This is a genomic window from Treponema sp. R80B11-R83G3 (assembly GCF_054786115.1).
This window is the reverse complement of record NZ_BDHF01000018.1, coordinates 1-26,174: the sequence shown is the minus strand read 5'-3', so window position 1 is coordinate 26,174 and position 26,174 is coordinate 1. Positions and strand designations below refer to the sequence as shown.

At 46.5% G+C, this 26,174-nt stretch carries 17 protein-coding genes; 6 read left to right on the top strand and 11 right to left on the bottom strand.

Features of this window, described 5'->3' with window-relative positions:
• The first annotated feature begins 196 nt into the window (after positions 1–196).
• The 4 genes from ACYVRH_RS04470 to ACYVRH_RS04455 all read left to right on the top strand — a co-directional run bounded on the left by ACYVRH_RS04470 (position 197) and on the right by ACYVRH_RS04455 (position 6,646).
• Positions 197–3,058: a M16 family metallopeptidase gene (locus ACYVRH_RS04470; RefSeq protein ID WP_461255727.1), complete on the top strand. Its 2,862-nt coding sequence runs from the start codon at positions 197–199 to the stop codon at positions 3,056–3,058.
• A 222-nt stretch (positions 3,059–3,280) separates the two neighbouring features.
• Positions 3,281–4,570 (top strand): 3-isopropylmalate dehydratase large subunit, encoded by a 1,290-nt coding sequence (locus ACYVRH_RS04465; protein ID WP_461255726.1) that lies wholly within the window; start codon positions 3,281–3,283, stop codon positions 4,568–4,570.
• The gene (locus ACYVRH_RS04460; protein WP_461255725.1) at positions 4,570–5,094 is read left to right on the top strand and encodes a 3-isopropylmalate dehydratase small subunit; all 525 of its coding nucleotides are present in this window, start codon (positions 4,570–4,572) and stop codon (positions 5,092–5,094) included. The genes ACYVRH_RS04465 and ACYVRH_RS04460 overlap by 1 nt, the downstream gene beginning before the upstream one ends.
• Before the next feature lie 16 nt (positions 5,095–5,110).
• Positions 5,111–6,646 carry a 2-isopropylmalate synthase gene (locus ACYVRH_RS04455; RefSeq protein WP_461255724.1) on the top strand — a complete coding sequence of 512 codons (1,536 nt, stop codon included), beginning with the start codon at positions 5,111–5,113 and terminating at the stop codon, positions 6,644–6,646.
• A gap of 162 nt (positions 6,647–6,808) precedes the next feature.
• Here ACYVRH_RS04455 and ilvB read toward each other — a convergent pair whose 3' ends face one another.
• The 9 genes from ilvB to uvrC form a co-directional block, all read right to left on the bottom strand.
• The gene (ilvB, locus tag ACYVRH_RS04450) at positions 6,809–8,536 is read right to left on the bottom strand and encodes a biosynthetic-type acetolactate synthase large subunit (RefSeq protein WP_461255723.1); all 1,728 of its coding nucleotides are present in this window, start codon (positions 8,534–8,536) and stop codon (positions 6,809–6,811) included.
• 1 nt (position 8,537) lies between these two features.
• On the bottom strand, positions 8,538–10,211 hold the full coding sequence (gene ilvD, locus ACYVRH_RS04445; protein WP_461255722.1) for a dihydroxy-acid dehydratase: 1,674 nt from the start codon (positions 10,209–10,211) through the stop codon (positions 8,538–8,540).
• Positions 10,208–11,395, bottom strand: a complete 1,188-nt coding sequence (gene leuB / locus ACYVRH_RS04440) for a 3-isopropylmalate dehydrogenase (RefSeq protein WP_461255721.1) — start codon at positions 11,393–11,395, stop codon at positions 10,208–10,210. The genes ilvD and leuB overlap by 4 nt, the downstream gene beginning before the upstream one ends.
• An 8-nt stretch (positions 11,396–11,403) precedes the next feature.
• Positions 11,404–13,026 (bottom strand): citramalate synthase, encoded by a 1,623-nt coding sequence (cimA, locus tag ACYVRH_RS04435; RefSeq protein ID WP_461255720.1) that lies wholly within the window; start codon positions 13,024–13,026, stop codon positions 11,404–11,406.
• A gap of 4 nt (positions 13,027–13,030) precedes the next feature.
• Complete coding sequence (gene ilvC / locus ACYVRH_RS04430; protein WP_461255719.1) at positions 13,031–14,035, bottom strand: ketol-acid reductoisomerase; 1,005 nt, start codon at positions 14,033–14,035, stop codon at positions 13,031–13,033.
• A gap of 326 nt (positions 14,036–14,361) precedes the next feature.
• Positions 14,362–15,234, bottom strand: a complete 873-nt coding sequence (locus ACYVRH_RS04425; RefSeq protein WP_461255718.1) for a YitT family protein — start codon at positions 15,232–15,234, stop codon at positions 14,362–14,364.
• Between the two features lie 102 nt (positions 15,235–15,336).
• Complete coding sequence (locus ACYVRH_RS04420) at positions 15,337–18,144, bottom strand: hypothetical protein (protein WP_461255717.1); 2,808 nt, start codon at positions 18,142–18,144, stop codon at positions 15,337–15,339.
• Between the two features lie 68 nt (positions 18,145–18,212).
• On the bottom strand, positions 18,213–20,318 hold the full coding sequence (locus tag ACYVRH_RS04415; protein WP_461255716.1) for an adenylate/guanylate cyclase domain-containing protein: 2,106 nt from the start codon (positions 20,316–20,318) through the stop codon (positions 18,213–18,215).
• A 112-nt stretch (positions 20,319–20,430) separates the two neighbouring features.
• Positions 20,431–22,263 (bottom strand): excinuclease ABC subunit UvrC, encoded by a 1,833-nt coding sequence (gene uvrC / locus ACYVRH_RS04410; RefSeq protein ID WP_461255715.1) that lies wholly within the window; start codon positions 22,261–22,263, stop codon positions 20,431–20,433.
• A 32-nt stretch (positions 22,264–22,295) separates the two neighbouring features.
• On the opposite strand from uvrC, the gene ACYVRH_RS04405 reads away from it, so the two are divergent.
• Entirely contained in the window at positions 22,296–23,930 is a 1,635-nt protein-coding gene (locus ACYVRH_RS04405; RefSeq protein ID WP_461255714.1) for a LamG-like jellyroll fold domain-containing protein, read from the top strand.
• 49 nt (positions 23,931–23,979) lie between these two features.
• On the top strand, positions 23,980–24,816 hold the full coding sequence (locus tag ACYVRH_RS04400) for an MBL fold metallo-hydrolase (protein WP_461255713.1): 837 nt from the start codon (positions 23,980–23,982) through the stop codon (positions 24,814–24,816).
• Here ACYVRH_RS04400 and ACYVRH_RS04395 read toward each other — a convergent pair.
• Both ACYVRH_RS04395 and ACYVRH_RS04390 read right to left on the bottom strand, forming a co-directional pair.
• Complete coding sequence (locus tag ACYVRH_RS04395) at positions 24,788–25,861, bottom strand: Ldh family oxidoreductase (RefSeq protein WP_461255712.1); 1,074 nt, start codon at positions 25,859–25,861, stop codon at positions 24,788–24,790. The genes ACYVRH_RS04400 and ACYVRH_RS04395 overlap by 29 nt on opposite strands.
• Positions 25,862–25,891: 30 nt before the next feature.
• Positions 25,892–26,174, bottom strand: a 283-nt coding sequence (locus ACYVRH_RS04390; protein WP_461255711.1) for a methionine adenosyltransferase domain-containing protein, incomplete at its 5' end; no start/stop codon positions are given.

Below are 26,174 nucleotides of genomic sequence, written 5' to 3'. Positions count from 1 at the left end.
TCTATGTTTATATTATAAGTACTTTTTTTAATTTTGTCACTAATTAATCGAAAGAGTTCAAAAAGAGGGAGTAGGGAGCGAAGTTAGCAAGCTAAGCGTGAAGTCAACACGCTTAAACAACCCCACTCCCCACTCCCTACTCCCCATTCCCAAAAATCAGCTGTTAATAACATTAATTTCTTGTATAATTATCTCCATGAAAACAAATAGAAAACTTAATCAATTACCTTTAATTTTTTGTTCAGTATTGACATTCCTTATCCTGACTTGCGTATCCGTCTCTACTTCGGATTACGCGAATTTGGGCAAGGGAACTGACATTATCCCGCTTACAGGCCGCGCTTTAACGGGGAAACTTCCTAACGGGTTGCGTTATTATATACTGGAAAATTCCCTGCCGGAAAATATGGCGCAGCTTGCGCTTGTTGTAAACGCGGGGTCGGTTTTGGAGAGGGAAGATCAGAGGGGGCTGGCGCATTTTGTCGAGCATCTGGCGTTTGACGGAACTAAAAATTTTCCAAATAAAGATATAATTGAGTATTTCAGATCATTGGGAATGCGTTTTGGCGGAGACGCTAACGCGTATACGTCCTATGACGAAACGGTTTATCACTTTGATATTCCCGTGGAGAATGTAGGCGGAGTAAAACGCATACCGGACAAGGCGTTAGCTGTTCTTAATGACTGGACCTACACGGTAAGTTTTTTAAGCGAAGACGTTAAAAACGAAAGCAGAGTCGTTCTTGAGGAATTGCGGTCAAGATCTGACGCGATGGACAGGGCGCGAAAAAAAATGCTGAAGAAACTTTTTTCCGGCAGCGCTTACGCCGAGCGCGAACCTATCGGGCTTGCGGAAATTATTGAAAACGCAACTTCGGAAAATGTTAGGGAATTTTATGAGCGCTGGTATGCAAGCGACAATATGGCTCTTGTTTTTGTCGGTGATTTTGACGGAAAGAAACTGGAAGCGCAGTTAGCGCAAAAATTTACCATGCCCGCCGCAAGCAAGCCTGTAAACCGCCCTCTTATTGAACTGCCGCCGCCAAAGAACGGCAATTTAAACGTTGAAATTATTACCGACCCTGAGCTTACGTCGGCTAACTATATGATCTATTACAAAATGAAAAAAGGCTCTCAAAAAGGAACGTTAGCGTATTACAGGGAAACCGTAATTGATTATTTAATTGACTATATGCTCTCACTGCGTTTTGAAGAAGCGCAATCCGATCCCGAATCGGCGGCTAACGAATTTTGGGGCGGCGTATGGCGCTGGTCGGCGAACGCGCGTTTTTATTCAATGGGGACTGAGCCTAAAACGGGCAGGGTAGAGGACGCGCTTAGGGAACTTTTACTGGAGAAGGAATCCATGCGCCGGTTTGGATTTACGGAGAGCGAACTGGAATTGGCAAAATTGGATATTGTTTCGTATATGGAAAAATTGGTATCTGAAAAGGACAGAACGGAATCGCGTAAATACATCAGAAATTTTACTAATCATTTTTTATATGGCGAAGATATGCCGGACGTTGAATGGGAGGCGAATGCGGTCAACGCCCTGCTTCCCGGCATCGGTTTAAAAGAAGTTTTGCAAGCTGCAAAAGATTATTTTTCAGATAATGACATCACCGTTTTTTTAATTTCTCCGCAGGCGGAAGCAGAGAATCTTCCCACTGCCGAAAAAATAAAATCAATCTTTAGGGAAACTCAATCCGCAAAAATTACCCGCAAACAGGACAATTTGCTTTCCGGCGATTTAATGGACAAAGCGCCGACGGCAGGAGAGATAACGTCAGAAAATATTGATTCAGGCACAGGCGCTCATATCATTATTTTGTCAAATGGGGCAAAGGTAATTTTTAAAGAGACCGCGAATAAGAATAATGAGATTGTACTGTACGCGGCGGCAAAAGGCGGGACAGCCAACGCGACTGAAAAAACTATTTTTTCTGTCGATCTTCTTTCCGAAATGATAACGGCTTCCGGCCTTGGTCCGTATTCAAGAAATGAGCTTTCAGGAAAACTTGCGGGGAAGCAGGTGTCGGCGTCTTTCTGGAATTCGCATTACTACCGAGGTTTTCAAGGGTCGTCCACAACGGGTGATTTAAAAACGCTTTTTCAGATGATACATCTTTTCTTTACTCAGCCACGTCTTGACGAAAAGGCAATTTCTGCAATGCTCGATCAGTACAGGACGACGCTTCTGCATCAGAATGATGATCCGCAAGCGGTGTTCTTCCGTGAATTTGCAAAAATAATTTATAATAACCATCCTCTTTTTAAGCCTCTTGAATATGACGATATTGCCAAAGTTTCCATAAAAGACGCGAATGACTTTTTAAAACAGTGTATTAATCCCGGCGATTATACTTTTGTGTTTACAGGTAACGTTAATTTAAATGTCATAAGAGAACTGTCGGCAATCTACATCGCTTCCATACCTGTTTCTCAGCCGATGAACAAGTGGAATAATCCCGGAATAAAGCGCCCCAATGAAGGCAGAAAAACAATTAATAAGGGAAAAGAAGACCGAAGTATGGTTTTTCTTGCATGGATTGTAAACGGACCGGCTGATTTCAGCGAACAGAGAAATCAAACTGCATCTCTTTTATCCGAATACCTTGAAATAATTTTAAACGATGAAATCCGCGAAAAATTGGGCGGGGTATATTCAATTTCCTCAGGCGCATCTGCCAATACAATTCCTTCCGGCGAATACAGTATAAGCGTTTATTTTGTGTGCAACCCCTCCCGCGTGGAAGAATTAATCACGGCGGTACGCGATATTTTAACCGGTCTTACAAAACATCCCCTTAATCAAGATACGTTTAACAAATCAAAAGAGGCCCTGTTAAAAGAGCATGAAAGATCTCTTCAAAGAAATTTGTATATAGCGCAGAGTTATACAAATTCATCGGTTCTTTACAACACGCCTCTTTCAAGGGTTAACTCAAGAGCGGATGCTATAAAAGCGGTTACTCCTCAAAGCGTTCAATCTCTTTGCAGGGAGATTCTGGTTTCAGGGCCGGTGCAGGTTGTTTTGTTTCCGGAAAAGCAGTGAGCAGTGAGCAGTGAGCAATTAGCAGTGAGCAGTGAACAGTGAGCAGTGAGCAATGAACAATGAATAATTAGTAATTAGTAATTAGTGAGGTTCGTAGGCTTAGTGTGGGGCTATTACGATTAATTTACGAACAACGAAATTGCTAATTGCTAATTGCTAATTGCTAATTGTTCAGGCTTGCCGTTATTATCAAAAATTCGTATAATGCAATTAGGAAAAATTATGGGAAAAACATTGACTCAAAAAATATTTGAGACTCATACTGTTGACAAACCGTTTGAAGACGTATTTGTGCTTAGGCTTGACAGGGTATTCTGTCATGAGATTACGACTCCGGCGGCGATAAACGATCTGGTTTCAAAAAAACTCGACAAGGTTTTTGATCCGGTAAAAATCAAGGCGGTGATAGATCATGTAACGCCGGCTAAGGATTCGCAAACCGCATTGCAGGGAAAAACTCTGCGGGATTGGGCGCGGCGGCACAATATCAAGGACTTTTTTGACATTGGCAGAAATGGCGTGTGCCATGCGATTTTTCCGGAAAAGGGATTTGTCCGCCCGGGCTTTACTATTATCATGGGCGACAGCCATACCTGCACGCACGGCGCGTTTGGCGCTTTCGCAGCAGGCGTGGGAACTACCGATCTTGAGGTGGGGATACTGAAAGGCGTTTGCGCTTTCCGAAGGCCTGAAACTTTAAGAATTAATCTGCTTGGGGAACTGCCTAAGAACGTTTCGCCAAAAGACGTAATCCTCGCTGTTATTTCCAAAATTAGCGTTTCGGGAGCGTCGGGAAAAGTTATGGAATTGCGGGGGCCTGTTATTTCTTCCATGAGCATGGAAGGCAGACTGACGATCTGTAACATGGCGATAGAAGCGGGAGCGACAAGCGGCGTATGTATGCCTGATATGACTACCGTAAATTATCTGTGGCCGTTTATCGGGCATGGCGGCGATAAAACTTATTCAAGTAAGGAAGAAGCGCTTGCTGATTTTTCAAAATGGACAAGCGATGACGACGCGGAGTATTCAGGCGTTGTCGATATTGACTGCTCAAAACTGGAACCGCTTGCGACTGTCGGCTACAAACCGGACGAAGTAAAAACGATAAGGGAACTTGCCGGCACTAAAATCGATCAGGTGTACATCGGCTCTTGTACCAATGGCAGAATTGAAGACCTTCGCGCCGCAGCAAATGTACTGCGCGGCAAAAAAATTGCCGATTCGGTACGCGCGATCATTTCACCCGCTACCACGGACATTTTCGCGCAGGCTCTCAAAGAAGGACTGATACAAACTTTTCTTGACAGCGGTTGCTGCGTGACAAACGCCACTTGCGGCGCGTGTCTTGGAATGTCCAACGGAGTGCTTGCGCAAGGGGAAGTTTGCGCTTCCACTACAAACCGCAATTTTTACGGCCGCATGGGCAAGGGCGGCATGGTTCACCTCATGAGTCCCGCCTCTGCTGCTGCGGCGGCAGTAGCTGGCGCAATTGCAGCAGGAGGTCAGTAATGAAAAATTTTGGCGGAGAAGTTTTATTTCTTGATCGCGGCGATATTAACACAGATGAAATTATCCCCGCGAAATATTTAACCGAAGACGCAAGAGCGGCGTTAAAGCCTCATCTTTTGGAAGACTTAAAATTAAAAGGTTTTGATCCTAATAAAGACATTGCCGGTAAGGGAGCGGTGCTGGCGCGGGCAAACTTCGGATGCGGCTCATCTCGTGAACACGCTCCGTGGGCATTTGAAGTGAACGGCATCAACATCGTAATCGCTGAAAGTTTTGCCCGTATCTTCAGGCAGAATATGTACAACTGCGGCATGATCGCCTGCGAAGTTTCCGCAGACGAGTTGGACGAACTGTTTAAGGAATTCGCCAACGTCAAAACAACATTGGCTGTGGATACGGACAAGGGCAGTTTGTGTTTTAAAGCGGGCGGAAAAGAAAAAATCGTTTCTTTCACTCTTAAAAATTTTGAAAAGGCTTTAGTGGAAGCCGGCGGCTGGGTCGAATACGCCGCTAAACACTACTAATTTACAGGAGATAAAAATGGCTGACAAAGAAAAACGGCGCATAAAAATTTTTGACACTACGCTCAGGGACGGGGAGCAGGCTCCCGGATGCAGTATGAATCTGACGGAAAAAATTGAAGTTGCAAGGAAGCTTGAAAAACTTGGAGTGGATATAATCGAAGCTGGTTTTCCCATATCAAGCCCGGGCGATCTTGAGTCCGTAAAGACAATCGCCGGCATCATTACCAATTGTTCTGTGGCCGGTCTTTGTCGCAGCCGAGAAAGCGATATTGACGCGGCGAAAGAGGCGCTGGCAAAAGCGGCAAACCCGCGCGTTCATGTGTTCCTTGCCACTTCGCCCGTACACATGGAGTTCAAACTCAAGATGACTCCCGATCAGGTGTTGGAACAAGCCGTCTCCTCCGTAAAGTACGCGAAAAAATTCTGCAATGACGTTGAGTTTTCCGCCGAAGACGCTTTCCGAAGCGATCCCGATTTTGTCTGCAAAGTTTTTGGCGCTGCAATTGAAGCGGGTGCGTTGACTGTAAATTTCCCCGACACTGTAGGATACGCGATGCCCGCCGAATTTGGCGAGCGCGTCCGCTATATTAAGGAACATACTCCGCATATTGAAAAGGCGGCACTGTCCGTGCATTGCCACAACGATTTGGGATTGGCTGTCGCGAACAGTATAGCGGCTATTGCAAACGGCGCGGATCAAGTTGAGTGCACGATTAACGGAATAGGTGAGCGCGCGGGGAACGCGTCTTTGGAAGAAGTGGTCATGGGTCTGCGCGTGAGAAGCGATTTTTTTTCCGCCGACACGGGAATTGACAGCAGTCAGATTTACGCGGCAAGCCGTCTTGTGTCGCAGGTGACAGGCGTGAAGGTTCAGCCTAATAAGGCCATTGTGGGCGATAACGCGTTTGCCCATGAAGCGGGAATTCATCAGCATGGAGTGTTGGCGAAGAGGGAAACTTACGAGATAATGACTCCGCAGTCAATCGGCATTCCGCAAAACCGAATGGTTCTGGGCAAACATTCAGGCCGCCACGCTTTTGAAGAGCGTCTTAAAGATTTGGGGCTGAACGTTAACGCGCAGGCGTTTGAAAAAATATTTGCCGACTTTAAAGACCTTGCCGATAAAAAGAAAGTTGTCAGCGACCGCGACATTGAAGCCCTTGTAATGGACAGGGCTGTCTCCGTTCCCGAAACATGGAAGCTGGATCATTGGGCGGTGAACACCGGTTCCGCATTGGGCGCGGCGGGAGTTATCCGCTTGCAGCACAAAGACGGAGAGTTTAAAAAATTGGTATGCCTTGGAGACGGCCCCATAGATTCAATCTTCAAAGCGATAAATCAAATTACAGGTCAAGAGCCGGAGCTGGAACTCTATGAAATCGGCGCCGTTACAGGCGGCTCTTCCTCGCAGGGCGAAGCAATGGTAAAAATCGCGATGGACGGCAGGCGCTGGAACGGCCGCGGCGTATCCACAGACGTAATTGAAGCCTCAATAATGGCATACCTATCCGCGATTAACGCGATGGAGTGGGACTTAGCGCAGAGAGAGTAGGGAACAATTAGCAGTGAGCAGTGAGCAATGAGCAGTGAGCAATGAGCAGTGAGCAATTAGCAGTGAGCAATTAACAATTTCGTTGTTCGAAAATTAATCGTAATATCCCACGCTTAGCTTATAAACCTCGCTAATTGTTCATTATTCATTGCTCATTGCTAATTAAAGTATCTGCTCATCAATTGGTTTGCCTGAAGGGACCATTGGTAAGACATTTTCGTCACGGTCTATGTCGGCTTCGATTAGGGCGGCTCTTCCGGCGGACAGTTCTGCGGCGGCAGAGTGGAGCGCTTTTTTAAAGGACTCTCTGTCCCCTGCGCGGAAGCCCTTAATGCCATAAGCGTCGCAGAGTTTTAGGAAGTCGGGGTAGGCGCCAAGAATCGTTTGCGAGTAGCGGCTTTCGTAAAAGAAACTTTGCCACTGCCTTACCATGCCGAGGACTCCGTTGTTAAAGACTATTATCAGAAGCGGGATTTTATTGTTGCTTAGGGTCGCCATTTCGGCGCAGTTCATTCTGAAACTGCCGTCTCCGGTGAAAAGCGCCACAGGCTTTTTGGGATTCGCGACTTTTGCTCCGCAAGCCGCGCCAAGACCGAAGCCCATCGTTCCAAGCCCGCCTGAGCTGATGAAAGTTCTTGGCTTCTCAGCGGGAAAAAATTGCGCGGTCCACATCTGGTGTTGGCCAACGTCGGTCACCGCTATTGTTTCGGGGCCAAGAGCTTTCGCGGTTTCTTCTATTATAAAGCGCGGGTGGAGCGCGTTTTTAGCGAATGTAACTTCGTGAGTGTATGTTTGGGGCAGATGGGTTTTCCACTTTTCAATTTCGCCGTTCCATTCGGTTTCAAGACGCTCAGGGAGTTTTGACAACAGGCTTTTAAGAGTGTCTTTTAGATTTCCCACAACACAGGCGTGCGTTTCAATATTTTTGCCTATCTCAGCCGGGTCAATATCAAAGTGAATCACCTTCGCGGTCTTAGCGAATATATCCGCCTTGCTTGTTACGCGGTCGGAAAATCTTGCGCCAATAGCTATTAGCAAGTCTGTCTTCTGCGTCGCTTTGTTGCTTGCCACAGTTCCGTGCATTCCGATAAGCCCGGTGCAGAGCCTGTGATCTTTTGGAACCGCGCCTATTCCCATGAGGCTCAACGCCACGGGAGCGTTAAGTTTTTCTGCCAGCGCGATAAGTTCGCTCTCCGCTCCTGAGCTAATGACGCCTCCGCCCGCGTAAAGCAGAGGCCTCTTGGCTTCCTTAATCATTTCCGCGGCGGTTTTTATTTCTTCATCTGAAAATCTGCTCCTTGATACGCGCTCGTCAAGACGCTTTGCGCGATCTGAAAGAGAATTGTTTTTTAATCCGCCTTTCTTTGAAGGAGCCCATTCGGCGGTACGTTCCGTAATATCTTTCGGTATGTCGATGAGTACCGGTCCCGGGCGGCCAGAGGAGGCAAGCAAAAAAGCTTCGCGGATCACTTCGGCAAGGTCGTCAACATTTTTTACAATCCAGTTGTGCTTTACTATAGGCATGGAGATGCCAGTGATGTCAACTTCTTGAAAACTGTCCTTGCCTAAAATGCCTGTAGGTACGTTGCCTGTAATAGCCACGAGTGGAGTTGAGTCCATGTACGCAGTGGCAATTCCAGTGATAAGGTTTGTAGCTCCCGGTCCTGAAGTGGCGATGCACACTCCAGTCTTCCCTGTTGATCGCGCATAACCGTCTGCGGCGTGGGCGGCGTGCTGTTCGTGGCTGACAAGGATGTGGCGAATCTTGTCGCTGTGTTTGTAAAGTTCGTCATAAATATTTAAGACCGCGCCGCCGGGATAGCCGAAAATGGTATCCACTCCCTGTTCAATCAAAGATTCAATTAATATTCGCGCTCCTGTGTACTGCATTTTAATTTCCTTCACGCGGCTGTGAATTAAAGACCGCGCCTTGCGCGGCGGAGCCGACTTGCGCGCTATAGCGGGCAAGGTAACCAACATTGTTCTTTGAGAGAGGCTTCCAATCTTTACGCCGCCGCGCAATTTCTTCCTCGCTTATCTTCACGTTTATTGAAAGCCCGTCAATATCAATCTCTATTATGTCCCCTTCGTTAATAATGCCGATGTTTCCGCCCATTGCCGCCTCAGGCGATACGTGTCCGATAGACGCGCCCTTGGAAGCGCCTGAGAAACGTCCGTCAGTAATCAATGCTACTTTGTCGTCAAGCCCCATTCCGGCAAGAGCCGCAGTAGGCGCGAGCATCTCTTTCATGCCGGGGCCGCCCTTAGGCCCTTCGTAACGAATAACGACGACATCACCAGCGTTAATCTTCTTTCCCATGATTGCGTCAAATGCGGTTTCCTCGGAATCGAAAACTCTTGCTGGGCCTTCGTGTTTCAACATGGAAACAGCTACCGCGCTTCGCTTTACAACGCAGCCATCTTGCGCGATGTTCCCCTTCAACGCGGCAAGCCCTCCTGTCGCAGAGTAGGGATTTTCAATAGGCCTTATTACATCGGGATTTTTATTTTCCGCCTTAACCAACGCGTCGCCAAGGCATCCGTACACTGTGGCGGCTTTAAGATCGACAAGGTTCTTTTTAGCAAGTTCTTTTAAGACGGCGGGAATTCCTCCGGCTGCGTGCAAGTCTTCTATTACGTCTTTTCCTGCGGGGGCAAGGCGGCAAAGGTTAGGAGTTACCGCGCTTACCTTGTTAAGAAGCTCCAGATCGAGTTTAATGCCCGCTTCCCCCGCAATGGCGGGAAGATGAAGAGCGGTATTTGTAGAACAGCCAAGCGCCATGTCGAGGGCGAGGGCGTTCATAAACGCTTTTTGCGTAAGTATGTTTTTGGGACGCAGGTCTTTTTTAAGCACGTCCATGATCAACATTCCGGTTTTTTTAGCGAGGCGGATACGCTCCGCCATTACTGCGGGAATAGTTCCGTTCCCTGGCAGTGCCATTCCCAATGCTTCGGTTACGCAGTTCATCGAGTTTGCCGTGAACATTCCAGAGCATGAACCGCAACCGGGACAGGAAAGATTTTCAAGTTCCTCAAGTTCCGCTTCGCTGATCTTTCCGGCGGCGACAGCGCCTACAGCTTCAAACATGGTGGTAAGAGTCAGCGGTTTTCCGTCTTTGCGCCCGGCAAGCATCGGTCCGCCAGAAACAAAAACAGACGGAAGGTTAAGCCGAGCCGACGCCATCAGCATACCGGGAATTATTTTGTCGCAGTTGGGAATAAAAACTAGCCCGTCAAAAGCGTGAGCCGTCGCCATACACTCAACAGAATCCGCAATTAGCTCCCTTGTCGGCAGTGAGTACTTCATTCCCTCGTGCCCCATCGCTATTCCGTCGCACACTCCGATTACGGGAAAGACGACGGGCGCTCCGCCTGCCATGCGAACCCCGTCCGCAACCGCGCGGGCAACAGTGTCAAGGTGCAGATGACCCGGCACTATCTCGCTCTTAGCGCAGGCAATCCCGATAAGCGGCCTTTTAAATTCTTCTTCGATGAACCCCAACGCCTTAAAAAGCGCACGGTGGGGGGAACGGGCAATGCCCTTGTTTACTTGATCGCTTTTCATAATTTCTCCAATGCCTTGAGTACCGCTTCGCTCATTGCTTTAGTCCCCACAATTTTTTCCACGCTTGAAGCCGCGCCGCTTTCTGCGCCGCCGCTTGCTGTACCGCTGCTTGCTGCGCCGCTTCGGCTTGCGATGTCTCCAGTCCTCAGTCCCTGATCAAGCACATGATTAACCGCCGTTTCAATAGCTACCGCTTCCTTCTCAAGACCGAATGAGTAGCGAAGCATCATCGCCGCAGAAAGAATAGTCGCAAGCGGATTGGCGATGTCTTTCCCCGCGATGTCCGGCGCGGAGCCGTGAATAGGCTCGTACATTCCCAGTCTTGTTCCACTTTGCACTTTTTCACCAAGGCTTGCCGAGGCAAGCATACCGATTGAACCTGTAAGCACTGAGGCCTCATCGGAAAGTATGTCTCCAAAAAGATTTGAAGTAACAATTACATCGAATTGCCCAGGGGCTCGGATCAACTGCATGGCGGCATTGTCAACGTAGAGGTAACTTGTCTCTATATCGGGATAGTCCTTTGAAACAACAGCAGTAACTTCTCGCCAAAAACGGGACGACTCAAGCACGTTTGCCTTGTCCACTACGCAGAGTTTTTTCCGCCGCACAGCCGCCGCTTCATACCCGGCGCGGAGTACCCGTTCAATCTCCATCCATGAATATGTTTCAGTATCAAAAGCCGAACCGGGAGCGTGTCCGTTTGAAGGTTCATCAAGCCGACCGCGCTTGCCAAAGTAAAGCCCGCCAGTCAATTCCCTAACAATCAATAAATCGAAAACTGCTTTTCCCTCGCCGTTGCTCGCGATTAAAACTTCGTCTTTAATAGGGCAGGCTGATTTCAATTGCGGAAGCAAAGCGGCAGGACGGAGGTTAGCGAAAACGCCAAGCCCCGCGCGAAGACCAAGCAACGCTCTTTCAGGACGCAGATGCCCGGGAAGCGAATCCCACTTAGGGCCGCCAACCGCTCCCAGAAGAAGCGCGTCACACTGCTTCGCAGCCTCAAGCGTTTCCTTAGGAAGCGGCTCCCCGCTGTGATCAATAGCAAGCCCCCCCGCCTCAAGCTCGACATAATTGAATATATGGCCGTACTTGTCCCCCACCGCGTCAAGAACTTCAAGAGTAGGCACTATCACTTCCGGTCCGATACCGTCTCCGGGAATAACTGCAACTGAAAATTTCATTTTTTCTCCTAAAGATACGCCTTAAAACGGCGTTCTATATCGTCAATTAATTTGTATTCTATTGAATCCACAAGCGCACTGCGGCTCGCGTCGATAATGTCCTCTGAAACTCCTACGGTTGTCCAACTTTGTTTGCCGTCTGAAGATGAGATAAGCACGCGTACCTTTGCCGCCGTCGCCGCGCTGCCGTCAATTACCCTGACCTTGTAATCGGTAAGGCGAACCTCTTTCAGTTCCGGGTAAAAGTGTTTCAACGCCCTGCGCAATGCGCCGTCCATCGCATTGACCGGCCCGTCTCCCTCAGCGGCGGCTATCTCTTCCTGACCGTCAACAAGCACTTTAACCCACGCGTGGGAACAGGCGATTGTCTCTCCCGTAGGATGTTCACTTACCACGCGATAAGCTTCGATGTTAAATAATGGCTTGTAGCGTCCAAGTTCTCTGCGAACCAAAAGATCAAAACTGCCGTCCGCGCCTTCAAACTGCCAGCCCTCCGCTTCAAGAGTTTTTAATTTTTGCGCAAGAGCGGCAGTAACAGGATGATCCCTTGTAATGGAAGCGTCTATCTTCTTTGCCCTTTCCGCAATGGCTGAGCGTCCGCCGACTTCGCTCATCACAATATGACGATCATTTCCAACAAGCGAAGGATCGACATGTTCAAAAGACTTGCTCACCTTTAAAATTCCATCCGCGTGCATTCCCGCCTTATGCGTAAACGCGTGGCTTCCAACATAAGGCATATTGCCGGGAACCGCGACATTGGCCGTCTCCGCGACAATCTGCGTTATCTCGGAAAGAAGAGCCATCTTTCCCTCAGGCAGACAGCGGAAACCAAGTTTAAGTTCAAGACTCGGCATTACCGCAGCTAGGCTTGTGTTGCCGCACCTCTCTCCAAAACCTACAAGAGTTCCCTGAACATGGCGGCAGCCGGCAAGGACAGCGGTGATAGTATTCGCGCTCGCCATGTCAGCGTCGTTGTGCGCGTGAATGCCTAGAATACAAGAAGCGTCATCAATAATTTTTACGGCTTCCTTAACAGCCTTCTCAATTGTGTCTGGAAACGCGCCGCCGTTTGTGTCGCACAGTATTATGCGCCGCGCTCCTGCGGTCATCGCGGTCTTTAGAGTGGTAAGGGCGTATTCCGGGTTTGCCGTCCAGCCGTCAAAAAAATGTTCAGCGTCGAAAAAAACCTGCTTTCCATTTTCTTTCAGAAACGCGATTGTTTCCGCAATCATGGCAAGATTTTCTTCCGGGCTGACACGCAGCACTTCCGACACATGAAAATCCCAACTTTTGCCGAAGATCGTCACCGCGTTGGTCTGCGCTTCAAGCAGGCTAAGCACTCCTGAATCTTCACTTGCCTTGACTCCCTTTTTGCGGGTAGGGCCAAAAGCGCAGAGTTTCGCGTGTTTAAGGTTGAGGCTTCCCGCAAGACGGAAAAATTCCATATCCTTTGGATTGCTTCCCGGGTTCCCCGCCTCGATCCACGCGATTCCCAAATCGTCCAAAGCTCTAACCACGTCGAGTTTGTCCTGCACGGAAAAAGTTATACTCTCTCCCTGAGCGCCGTCCCTAAGGGTAGTGTCTAAAATTTCCAGCGGTATTAAATCGGCCCCCTCTTGCTTACTCATTTAATTATTTTTCCTCGTTCTTTTTTAACCAGGGCATCATGGCGCGAAGCTCGTTTCCTGTTTTCTCGATTGGATGTTCCGCCTCAATCGCCCTCATGCGGTTAAAGAACGGGCGGTTCACCTGATTTTCAAGTATCCAGTCCCGCGCAAAACTTCCATTCTGAATATTCTTTAACACTTGCCTCATCGTATTCTTTGTATCTTCCGTAATGATCTTCGGCCCGATAACATAGTCGCCGTATTCCGCCGTATCAGAAATTGAATAACGCATAAAAGAAAGCCCGCCCCTGTTTACAAGATCAATGATAAGCTTCATCTCATGCATAACTTCAAAATAGGCGCTCTCAGGCTGATAGCCCGCTTCCACAAGCACTTCATAGCCTGCCTTCATCAGCGCGGAAACGCCGCCGCACAGGACAGCCTGCTCTCCAAAAAGGTCAGTCTCGGTTTCTTCCTTAAAAGTTGTTTCCAGTACTCCCGCTCTCGCGCCGCCAATTCCCGCAGAGTAAGCCAATGCCAATTTTTTCGCGTTTCCGTCCGCGTCTTGGTGAATCGCTATAAGGCAGGGAACGCCCGCGCCGTTCTTGTACTGCTCACGCACGGTGTGCCCTGGCCCCTTGGGAGCTATCATCACAACGTTGACATCAGGCGGCGGAACAATCTGCCCAAAGTGGATATTAAATCCGTGAGCGAAGGAAAGAGTTTTTCCCTTTTTAAGAGCGGGCGCAATTGATTCCCTGTAAAGGGCGGCCTGCTTTTCATCGTTAATCAGGATCATGATAAAATCCGCAGTCTGCGCCGCGTCTTTCGCCGTCATCACTTGAAAGCCCGCCTCTTCCGCCTTCTTCCATGATTTTGACCCCTCATAAAGACCGACAATCACCTTTAGCCCGGACTCCTTCATGTTCAGGGCATGGGCGTGTCCCTGAGAACCGTAACCAATTACCGCAATAGTTTTGCTTTTAAGCGCCCCTAAATCGCAGTCTTTTTCGTAATACATACGTGCCATAAAAACCTCCTATATATAAATCCCGTAATGGGTTTTACCCACTCCAGAACTTGAGAAACCCGGTAAAGGCTGCAGATTTTCCTGAAAAGGAACTCCGTGCCATTACCGGCTAATAATTACTACGAGAATTACTACTATAGATATGATAGAAATAGAGGAAAGTACGCGCCATAAAGCCGCGCTAAATGCGGTCGTTTGACCGCTTGAGTTATAGTGCCTGTTAAGCCTACTTGCCATTTTCAACATTTATCCTCTGTTTAAATAGATATTACAATTCTAGCAAAAATGTAAAATTAATGCAATAGGGAAATAGAGTTTTTTGCGAATTAATCAAAAGGTTTTTGATAAAATCTCCCGTTAAGTTGATCTGTTTTTAGCACGTTGATAAAGGCTTTTTCATCAATTTGCCTTATTGCGGGAATTAGGGTTTTTACCTGGCTGGCGGTTACTACGGAATAAAGCAGAGTGCGGCTTTTCTTTTCGTAACTGCCAAAGCCTTCAAAACAAGTGGCCCCGTGATGGGTTTTTTCATTAATCACGGAGAAAATTACATCCGGTTTGTTGGTTATAATAAGAAGAGTCCTTTGCTGATAATTCCGATAAAGGGTTTCCAGCGCGACTGTGGTCGTGAACTGAAAAATTATTGAGTACAAAGCCTTGTCCAGCCCGAAAAGGGCGCCTGCCACCGCCAGAATAACGCAATTCGCTATAAAGATGTAATTCCACGCGTCCTTGCGGTACCTTTCGGAAATAAAAATAGCGATAAAATCGCTGCCTCCTGATGTGGCGTCGGCATAAAGACACAGGGCGATGCCCAACCCGTTTAAAGCCCCGCCAAATACCGCAGAAAGCAGGGTATCATGCACTTTAATTGCTTCAATGAACATTGAAGGCATAGAGTCGGCAAGTATGCCGGTAATAACAATGGTAATCAAAGAATAGAGGGTAAATTTTTTCCCGATGAATTTAAAACTAATAATCGCGGGTACGGAGTTTAAAATATAGTATGGCAGGCTAAAGGGGAGATTGAAGTTTCCAAAACGCAGGCATATTTTTTGAAGCAGAAGGGAAAGCCCGGTAAACCCGCCGGGAATAAGCTCTCCGGCATGAACAAATGTTTTAATATTAATTGACATTAATACGCCCGCAAGAGTTACCAAAAACAGGCGCCTAAAAACGGATAAAATCTTATTATTCATAGATGTATTATAATTGATTATTTAGATTTTGACTATTACGGGGTACGAAGAATTTTTACCGCGAACCGACGCTAACGGCGGCACAATTTTAATAAATCCTCCTTAAAATGACGCGGTTACGCCGATATTAAAATACCAGAGAAACCCTTTTCCGGTAATAGCGTTGGAAAAATTCCACGCTCCAAAAACAAACGGTTCAATTGATACTGGAATTTTAATAATAGGGAAAAAAGAAATTTTCATGCCGATTTTTAATCCTAAAGATTGAATAAGACGCAGGTTGTTTATTTCAATTCCTTCCGCGTTCTGATTGCCGCCGCAGTCATAAATTTGGTTTCTTAACAAAAGACTGCCGAAAAATTTGTTGTAGTAAAGATGTGAAAGATTTTTTTGAATGTCAAAAGAAAATAAACCGACGCCTATCTCGCCGCCGCCAAGCCAGAAAAGTTCAAGACCGGGTGGGGTAGAGTATTCATTCAGGACAAATTCGCTAATCGCCATCGCGCCAAAAATGTTTGATATGCCATACAAATTCATTCCGCCTTTGTCATAGGCGCCAAATAGGGTAAAGGAAAGGGGAAACCTTGTTTTCGTACTTGCGCGAAAAATCATGTCAAGGCGCGGCTGGAAACTTTTCACGGGGGTTGCGCCGCTAAATTGTAAACTTAATCTGCGGTACGAAAAAGTAAAACCTGTTTGCACAAAAAAACCGCTTTCTGTTTCTTCCCACTCATAAGCGCTTTTCTCATATTCAAAATCTGCGTTACGGTAATAGCCGCCGCCTAAAGTTACTTGATTGTTCCACTGATCCCCTATCCAATTTAAGCTTCCTGAAAGATTGATGTTGGTATAACGGTATATATCGCCTTCTAATTCATCCATTACACCATCATAAATATTTACCGTTAGGGGAAAACCCATGCCGGTATTTATCCAGTAAAATTGCTCTATCATCGCCATTTTATAAAAAACATCGGCATAAGCCAATAAAAAAATCATGTTTGAATCAAGCGGATCCGCCATTACCGAAAAAATCCCGCCGCCATCCAGTCTTAAAGAAAGATCATTATTCACTCGGAGCAAAGGAAAGGGGAACCATAAGTTAAATGGATTCATATAACGTAATCCTAAGTAGGGTTTCGACTTGCCCGAATATAGCGGTTCGGAAACCGGTTTGTAATTTTGATTGTCAAGTTTTGTTAATTGCAAATTAATCTTGTTTCCTGAAAGAGAATCGGCAGACTCAGGAAAACGCATAAGACTGTTACGTGAAACAAATTCCGCAAGGTAATAGACGGTTCCATCAGCGGAAACCGGGTTAAAAACTCCGCCTGAAAAGTCCCTGCCGCTAAAGACCGCGCTCATTGTTTCAAGATCGATCATCCCAAGTTTATACATTCGGTCGTCGCAATTATAGCCAAAAAAGATTTTCCCGTCCGAAACGTTTAAATCCCGCATATACGCCCAATATTCATTGTCAGACTGGGTATTTTCTATTTTGAAAAGTTCCCGCGAAACATAATTGAAAAGCCATAATTCCCTTTTGCCGTTACGTGAAGCGATAAAGACAATCCGCTCATTATCAAGAGACTGGGGGCCGGAGAACATAAGTTCTTCGTTTCCCATAAAAAGAACTTCGCTTTCGCCGTTAAATTTTTCGTACACGACGCAATTGTTGTGCAATGCGGAACGAATCCCTATAGCCCCGTCCCTGAAATAACGCGCCTTGTAAAGCCCGTTAAAACTTCTGCCGGTTTTTTCTCCGTTATCTGTTTTATGTTCTGTAACAACCGCAAAAGCCCTATCCCCAATATAATTATAGCCTGACAACAGCATTTTTTTTCCGTCCGCGCAAACGTCAATATCATAGGCGCCGGAAGACGCGTTAAAAGTTTGCGTCTTTCCGGTAAGGGCATTGTATGCGCCAACTTTCGCTTCCGAGCTTTCAATAAAGTAAAGGTTATTTCCTCTTGCAACTAAACCGCTTATAAAATATTCTCTTTCGGAAAAATAACTGTATTTTTTTGAAGAAAGTTCGTCCTCATTAATTTCAATCCCATCCAAAGCAAACGAAGCGCCGAATTTTTTCCATTCATCCAAAAAATCAACTCCGTACACTTTTTTGAAAATACGGTAATAACCTGAACGGTATACAAAGAAAGAAAAGTTGGCATCTTTTCCCATTTCCTTCCAAAGCTGCGAATATTTTTCCATTCCGTATTTTTGTTGAAGCCATGTGGAAAAAAGCCCGCCGTATTCATACCAGTATCCGTTGGGACGGATTTCAAGATCATAAACGCCTGAAGCCTGAAAAGGTGTAAGAAATTTATTTTCATATACGGCTTGCCGCAGGTATTGTTTAGTGCGCGGATCGTTTGCCCTGCCCGTGCCGTCAAGGCTTTCAAAACTGACCGCAACTCCTTCCACCATAAATAACGGCGCATATATATAAGCCGGAATATCAAACCCAAAAATACCGTACATAAACTCGTAATATGGCGATCTTGTATTCATAGAAACCGCATGAGTCAATTCATGAAGAAAAAGTTTTTCAAGGTTGTTTTTAAAAGTTGTCCATTCAACATCCAACGGCGTATCAAATAACATAATATGATTAAACAAAATATTATAATAACCGTTGAATGAATCCGTATGAGGAGTAATAGTTACAGGAATACGCCTGCGAACCTTAATGCCAAGCAAAGAGCTTACCTGCTCATAGGCGCGGTCGGCATAAGAAGCCAAAAGACGCGCGGATGATTCCGATTCTTTTGGAAAGATAATATCAAAATGCTCAGTTTGAATAACGCGAAAAAAAGTAAAAGGTTTGAAAAGCGCGTTTTGAGCAAAAGCGGAGGTTGAAATAAAAAGAAAAAGCGCCGTCAAAACGCATAAAAATTTATATTTCATCGTATTTCTTGTATTTTATCAGTAGTTTTTGGGATTTGTCAAAAAAAATATGACAAATACGGGAAATATCATTTCTCCGTCAGATTTTTCACAGCATCCCAATCATCAGGCGGCGGAGTTTTAACAAATGTCTTGCAACGGAGCGCGTAAACCTTGGCAACATTGTCATTTGGATAACGCTTAAAGAGCGAAACAAACAAGCCAAAAGCCGTTCTAAAATCCCTGCGTTCAAACAAATCAAGCGCCTTCTCCCAAATTTCCACCGCGCCCCTATCGGTATCCGTCGGAAGCAATTCATACAGGCGAAGAGGCGTGTTTATCCCCACCACTCTTACGCGGTCAATACGGCGCAGCAGAAACTCATCGCCGATTTTTGCCCTTGTGTATTCGCTTATCAATATGCCGCCTGTATGGTACTGCTTGTTTACCCCTTCAATACGCGATGCGAGGTTTACCGCGTTCCCCATGATGGTATAATCCATCTTTTTTTCCGCGCCCATGTTTCCCACTACCATTTCACCGGTATTTATTCCGATGCGGGTAAAAATCGGCACAGGGCTTAACTTTTCGCTGATTATCATTTTGTTTAACTCCTTCTCCGCAGTCTTAATCGCGAGGGCGCTGCGGCAGGCAAGAGAGGCATGATCGGCGTTGAATAAAGGAGCGCCAAAGAACGATATAATCGCGTCTCCCACGTATTTATCTATGGTTCCCAGGTGTTCAATTATGATGTTGCTCATTTCTGTAAGGTACTTGTTTAAAAGCCGTACCAGATGAGCGGGATCAAGCTGTTCGGAAATCGAGGAGAAATTTTGTATATCGGTAAATAGCGCGGTCATCTCCCGTTTTTCACCGCCTAAGTTCAGTTTATTTGGGTCCTTGATAATTTCGGAAATAATCTCGGGCGCAAGATAACGGGAAAACGCGTTTTGCAAAAAATTTTCATCAGTTATCAGCATCGCATAAGTTACAACTACCAAAAGTATGAAAGCATAAGGGGTCGCCCAGAACAGCGGCTCTATTCCGTTTTTCAGAATTAAAAGGTCGCGCAAACTCGCTATGGCGACTAAAAGTTCTATTATGAACAACGGCACCACTTTGATGTTTTTCCTGAAAAAAACAATGAAGGCCATTATAAGAATACTTCCCGCCAGAATCGGCACCGTATTGAAATTAGTCATCATGTCATACATCGCGTTTATCGACTGCTTTGTTTTCTGAATGGCTATTAACAAAGTGAAAGACAGGCTGTAAGCTAGAACGCCTGCAATAACATATTTCCTTTTATTCCCAAACATTCCCACCGATTCCAGTATGAACGAGAAAAAAAATGGGAAACAGAGCATTTGAAATATTCGGGTTACCTTCTGGACAAGCGTGTCATGTGGCGAGCTATAGGCAAAACCGACATTGGAGTATGCGAAGAAAAATGAAAGGCACATAAGCGCAAAAAACAGGTATTTGGTATCCTTGCGGCCTCTGGAAAAAAATAGGAAAAAAAGATAAGCGGCGATCAAAAACGAAAGAACCTGCGCGGCAAGCACCAGGTGGGAGGTTAAAAGGTTCTTTATAAAAACTTTCCTTTCATTAAAGGTATATTCGGCTATTGAGAATTCAGGCAGCCTGTTTTTTTCATATTGGGGAAACGTTTCGATTACAAGAACATTTTCGATGGGAGAGTCATCCTCTGAATAATTAATCATGCCTTTGGAAAGCGGTATATGATATGCCAGAGCCGTACCGGTACTGTATGTCCCGTCTGAGTATAAGCCCGATTTATAAATTAAAATGTTATTGACGCGTACAGTGCACGGCATAAATGTAGGATCGATATACAGCGAAATATCCCTGTCCATGCAATCCGTGCTGACGGAAAATGTGGTTTTAAACACGTAATAATTTTCACTGCGGCCTGCTGGGTCTGGCGTGTCCCCTCCGTAGTACGGTTCAAATCCCGGCATATCGAATTCATTCTCAGCCATTTCCGCCATCTGTGATTGATTTCCCACATATAGAAGAAACTTGTCAAGCTTGATGGAAACGACGCTAGAGGAGAATCTTCTCCACGGGGATGCGATGGATGTGTCGGTTGTTTGGCTGTTTTGCGCGAAAACCTGAGCGGCGGTTAATAACAGAAACAAAACAACGCACTTTATTTTTTTATAAACAGGCATACCACATATTACCTGATTAGCGCTTTTTATGTATAGCGGTATCAGCAGAGTAATGAGTAGGTACGGAGCGAAGTTCGCAAGCTTAGAATGTATTTCACCTACTCCCCACTCCCTACCCCCCGCTCCCCATTCCCTCCGCCGCCAACTTGGCAACGGCGCGTACCGCTCTGGCCGTATTTTCGCTGATACTGCAACGTTCCGCTATTTCTTTAATATCCGCGCCAGCGATATTCGCGATTGATTCATAGGCTTTCATTATTGCAGCCGCGCGTTTGGGGCCGACTCCTTCAACGGATTCCAGTATCGGGAAGAAAAGGTCTTTTGATCTGAGCCGTTGATTAAAGCCTGTGGCGAAGCGGTGGCATTCGTCACGTATATGCTGTAAAACTTTTAACGCTTCCGATTGCCTTGATAAAACAAGCGGCTCTTTCGCTGAGGGAAGCCAGAGTTCTTCCTCGCGCTTGGCAAGACCGACAAGGCCGCAGTCCGCGCCTAATTCATCTAACACTCCTTTGGCGGCGTTCACCTGCCCGATGCCGCCGTCAACAAGTATTAAATCTGGAAGCTCTTTTCCTTCACGGATAAGGCGCGAATAACGCCGCCTGACAACTTCGCGCATGGAGGCAAAATCATCTACTATTCCAATCACAGTGCGCAGTTTAAAGTAACGGTAATTTTTACGGTCTGGAACCCCGTTCTTAAAAGAAATTAACGAAGCGACAGGATGCTTTCCGTCTAACTGCGCGATGTCAAACCCTTCGATCCTCTCAGGCCTCGTTTTCAAATTTAACACGCGCATCAATTCGTCAATAGCAGGCCCCGCGCCTCTTTCCTTCAATCTTTTCCGCAAATCTTCCTCAGCGTTCTGTTTAGCCATCGCCATAATAGCCGCATGATGTTTTTCCGCAGGAGAGAGCAACAACGGCTCATACCCAAACTTCTCGTTAAACCAATTTTGTATTAACTGTGAATTCTGCGAGAGATAATCCTTTATATAAATTTTTCCCGGAGGATTATGCGAACTATCATAATAAGAAGTAATAAAAATCTCCAACGACTCCCATTCGTCCGCGGCGGAGCGCGTACGGTAAAGATCGCGCCCTGTCATTTTGCCGCCGCGCATGGAAAAGACGGTAAAAGTGGCAAGTACCCCGTTTGCAGCCCACGCGATGTAGTCCCTGTCTTCGGGGTTTAAATCTTCTACTGAACTGTCTTCCCCTGCAAGGTTTTCAATCGCCCTGATCGTATTCCTTATCTGCGCGGCTTGCTCGAATTGCGTAACCCTGGCGGCCTCGTGCATTTTTAAAGTAAGGTCTATAATCAGCGCCTCAGTTTCACCTAACAGCAGTTTTTGCACGCGTTCCACGTGAAGCGCGTAATCTTTAACGCTTATTTTTCCGCAGCATGGCGCCATGCAGCGCCCTATGTGGTAGTACATACACGGCCCGTTTTTTCTGATTGTCTTACACTTGCGAAGCGGAAAAAGTTTGTCGATTAGTTCCATCATTGCATTTACGCTTTGAATGTCAGCAAACGGCCCGAAATAAAGGCTTTTGTCCTGTATTATTCTGCGCGTGCGGAAAATGCGCGGAAAATCCTCATGCGTTACGCGAATAACGGGATAGGTTTTGCCGTCTTTCAGATTGATGTTGTATTTTGGCGTATGCTGTTTGATCAGGGTATTTTCCAGCAGAAGGGCTTCATATTCGCTCTGGACGATAATGGTCTCAAATGAATTTATTCTGCGGAGCAAAGTAGCAGTTTTTATGTCCTTCCCCCCTGAAAAATAAGACTTTAACCTGTTTTTAAGCGATTTTGCCTTGCCCACATAGATAATTTCCCCGTCAATATCCTTCATTATATAAACGCCCGGCTCAGTAGGCGCGTCAAGGGCGGCTGCTTTGAGTTTTTCCAAATTATTTTCTGAATTTACCTGATTATTCATATCAATTTATGCCGATAAGATAGAGGAAAACTATGAAAAAACTACTCATTTTCACATTGATAGTATACATCTTTCTGTTTGTTTGCGGAAGCGTCTATGCCGTCGGAGAAAGAACAATTTCTCTTGGCGCGGGAGCGACATGGAAGGCGGCTGAAAACAGGACGGGAATTACCGAAGCCTCTTCAATCAGGCCGCATCCCGTGTTGCTTCTCTCTTCATCCGTAGCGGTAACGTCGGCAGAAGGGTATCAGGCCGCATCCGGCGTTTGGGGAAATTTTTCCGCTTTAACGGGAAGCGCCCTTGATCTGTCCGTTTCATTCGATGAAAGAACGCCGGAACTTTTTAGGGACAGCTCAGGCAATTATAAACTTTCTGTCCCGCCCGAAGTTGAGTCAGTTGACCGCGTTCTTGCCAGAGCGGGAGCGGGCGCGGCGTTGTTTGGACGTTACGGATATGATCCGGAATCCACTCCAATCGTTATTCAACCGGATAGCCGTAACGCGCTTTTTGCGCCGGGAAACCGTATTAAGGATTTTACTGTCGAGTTTTGGCTGTACCCGTTGAATATGGAAAACGGAGAGCAAATACTTTCTTGGGCTTCAACAATGCCTGGCAGCCGCGCGCAGAGAATCGATTGTTCAGTTTCTAAAAACAAATTGAAGTGGTCGTTTGTAAACTTTTTTACCCCGATAAACGGCTCAAGACAGATCAATATTGACTTTACAAGTTTAACGCCTGTTGTTCCAAAAACATGGAGCCACCATCTTGTCAGGTTTGACGCGGCGACTGGTATGTTGGAGTATATTGTTGACGGAAAAGGCGAATCAATTGTCTATGCCACCTCTACAGGCCGCGAAAACAGCGAAGTTCATATACCCGTAATCGGCGATAACGGCAGGTTTTTGCTTGGCGGGCGTTTTTCGGGATTTATCGATGAATTTAAAATTCACAGCGTATGCGCGGGGCGTTCTACAATTCAAAGATACGCGTCTTGCGGCGGAAGAATCGAGACGAAACCCGTTGACATGGGAACCGTTTCAAGCGGCGTTGTCAAAATTAACGCCTGCGGCGGCAGGACGAGCATTAAAGGAACCGCCCTGCAAAATGAATTCCGCGAAAACGGAAGGTTTAAATTTTCCGATGACGCGGAAATGAACTTCTTTGTCCGCGCGGGAGAAAACCCCTATTCTATGGAGAATATCCCCTGGGTCATTTTTACGCCCGGCTCTGACATATCGGGAGTGCGCGGGCGTTATGTGCAAATAGCGGTGGATTTTTACCCCTCTGCGGACGGCGAGTGCAGCCCCTATCTTGAGCAGGTGATAATTGTTTTTATGCAGGGAGAAGCCCCCCTGCCGCCCCGCAATTTGACCGCCATTGCCAAAGACGGCGCCGTTCAGCTTCGCTGGAAACAAAGCCCCACCACGGGGACTGCAGGGTACCTTGTCTATTACAGCGCCGTCCGAGGAGAGCTTTTTGGCAATGACTCCAAGTTGGGGCCTTCGCCGATAGATGTTGGAATAACGACTAATATTAATATTGACGGGCTAAAGAACGGAACGCTTTATTACTTCAGGGTTACCGCCTATGATCTGGCGGGGGGAAACCGCAATATAGGGGACTTTTCAGCCGAGGTTACCGCCCGTCCGCTTACAGGCTTAAAGTAATGAAAATAGATATATTGATATATTTATGAGAATATAATATAATTTAAATATGCTTACAGTTCGTTTTTGGGGCGTTCGAGGTTCAATTCCGGTTCCCGGGCCAAATACGGTAATTTATGGCGGAAACACATCTTGTATTGAAGTACGCGCCGACGAACGCCTTGTTATCGTCGATCTTGGCTCTGGAGTGCATACTCTGGGCGCATGGCTCATAGAAAACGAGTTAAAAAGCAAAGGTAAGATAAAAGCCGATATTTTACTTTCTCATACCCATTGGGATCATGTAATGGGGTTTCCCATGTTCAGCCCTATCTATTCCGGCGGTACTGAGTTAAATATAATAGGGCCGGCGACTTTAGAAAGCGTCGATCTTAAGTCAGCCATAGAAAACCAGCTTTCTTCCCAGTACTGGCCGGTGCAGCCTGACAGGCTTGCCGCGAAAATTAAATATCAGCAGATAAAAGAAACTACCATCGATCTTGGTTCGGGACTTACCGTAAGCAGTAAATTTCTAAATCATTCGCTTCCATGTTTCGGTTACAGGATAAATTATAAAGGCAAATCGGTAGTGACTATTTTTGATCACGAACTTTTTCTTACTGCGGAAGAAAATGAAAAAGTAAAAAAGTTTATCAGCGGGGCGGATATTTTAATCCATGACGCGCAATACAAACAGGAAGAATACGCAAGCCATAAAGGCTGGGGGCATTGCACCTATGAGCAGGTAATAGAATTCATCGCCGGCACTGACATAAAAACTCTTGTTTTTTTCCACCATGAGCCTTCGCGTAAAGACGGCGAATTGGAGCAGATTGAAAAGAGTTACGCGAATAGTACGTCCCCAAAAATAATTGTCGCTAAAGAAGGTCTTGTTCTGGAAGCTTAAGTGAAATTGCGATTTTTTTCATTTCTTCTAAAGTTTTTTCGTTAACCGGAATGCTTCCGTTCTTGCGTTGCGCCATCAACTGCGCCGCCCTTTCCCCATGCGTATAAATTCTGCTCTGTCCCTCAGCCTTCTTACTGTCGCGTATTTCCTGTAAAAATTTCGACATATTGGCTTTTATGGAAATTTTATCGCCGAAAATCCCGTAATCAATGGCCATAAAATAATGGCAAATCCCCGTGTGATCGGGTTTTCTATTTACATGATTTGACGTAAGCCCGCTTGAGAGCACGGCGGAGAAAAGGTCTACAATAATGGTAAGACCGTATCCCTTATGTCCGCCGTTCAGCGTTCCCATGCCCCCAAGCGGGGTAATGCCGCCTCCGGCCTTAGCGATTATATTGTCAACCACGACAGCCGCGTCAGTGCAGGGTTTGCCGTTAGCGTCAAGCGCCCAGTGTTCGGGAAGCGGCTGTCCGTTTTTTCTGTAAACTTCAAGCGTTCCCCGGGGGACTACTGTCGTTGCAGCGTCATAAGAAAAATTAAACGGCTCCGCTGGCATCGCAAGGGCGATTGCGTTTGTTCCGGTCATGGCTTCGCGGCCAAAGGTGGGAACGCAAATCGCCTCAGTATTTGTCATGCAGACCCCGATTAAATCCCGCGCCGCAGCCATGTCGGTGTAGTAACTGGCGATGCCGTAATGATTGGAATTGCGGACAGTCACCATGCCGCACCCGTTTTTGCGCGCTTTTTCAACCGCCATATTCATGCCCTGCACTCCCACAAGCTGCCCCATCGCCTTATTCGCTTCAAGGCAGGCGGAAATTCCCGTTTCGTGAACAATATCTATTTTAGCTTTTACATCCACCTGTCCAGACGTTATTTCATCATGGTAGCGCATAAGCCTGTGAATGCCGTGAGACTCAATTCCGTAAAGATCGGCGCGAAGAATCACGTCGCTTATAATTTCGCTTTCATCTTTAGAAAACCCGTAAGCCTGATACAAATTTACGCAAAAGCGCCGCGCCTTGCCGGTGTCAATGTTCATTCCCCCTCCCGTGTTATGCGCAAATTACCGCTAACCAATCGCCTTTTTCAGCTCCTCAACCTTGTCCGTTTTTTCCCACGGGAATTCCGCGCGTCCAAAATGACCGTAAGAAGCGGTTTTTAGATAAATAGGGCGGCGCAGATCAAGCGACTTGATAATTCCGGCGGGGCTTAAATCGAAAACTTTTTCCACGGCTTTCCCGATGCTTGTTTCATCCGTCTTCGCGGTTCCAAACGTGTCCACCATTACCGATACCGGGAACGGCACTCCAATCGCGTAGGCAAGCTGGATTTCGCAACGGTCGGCAAGTTTG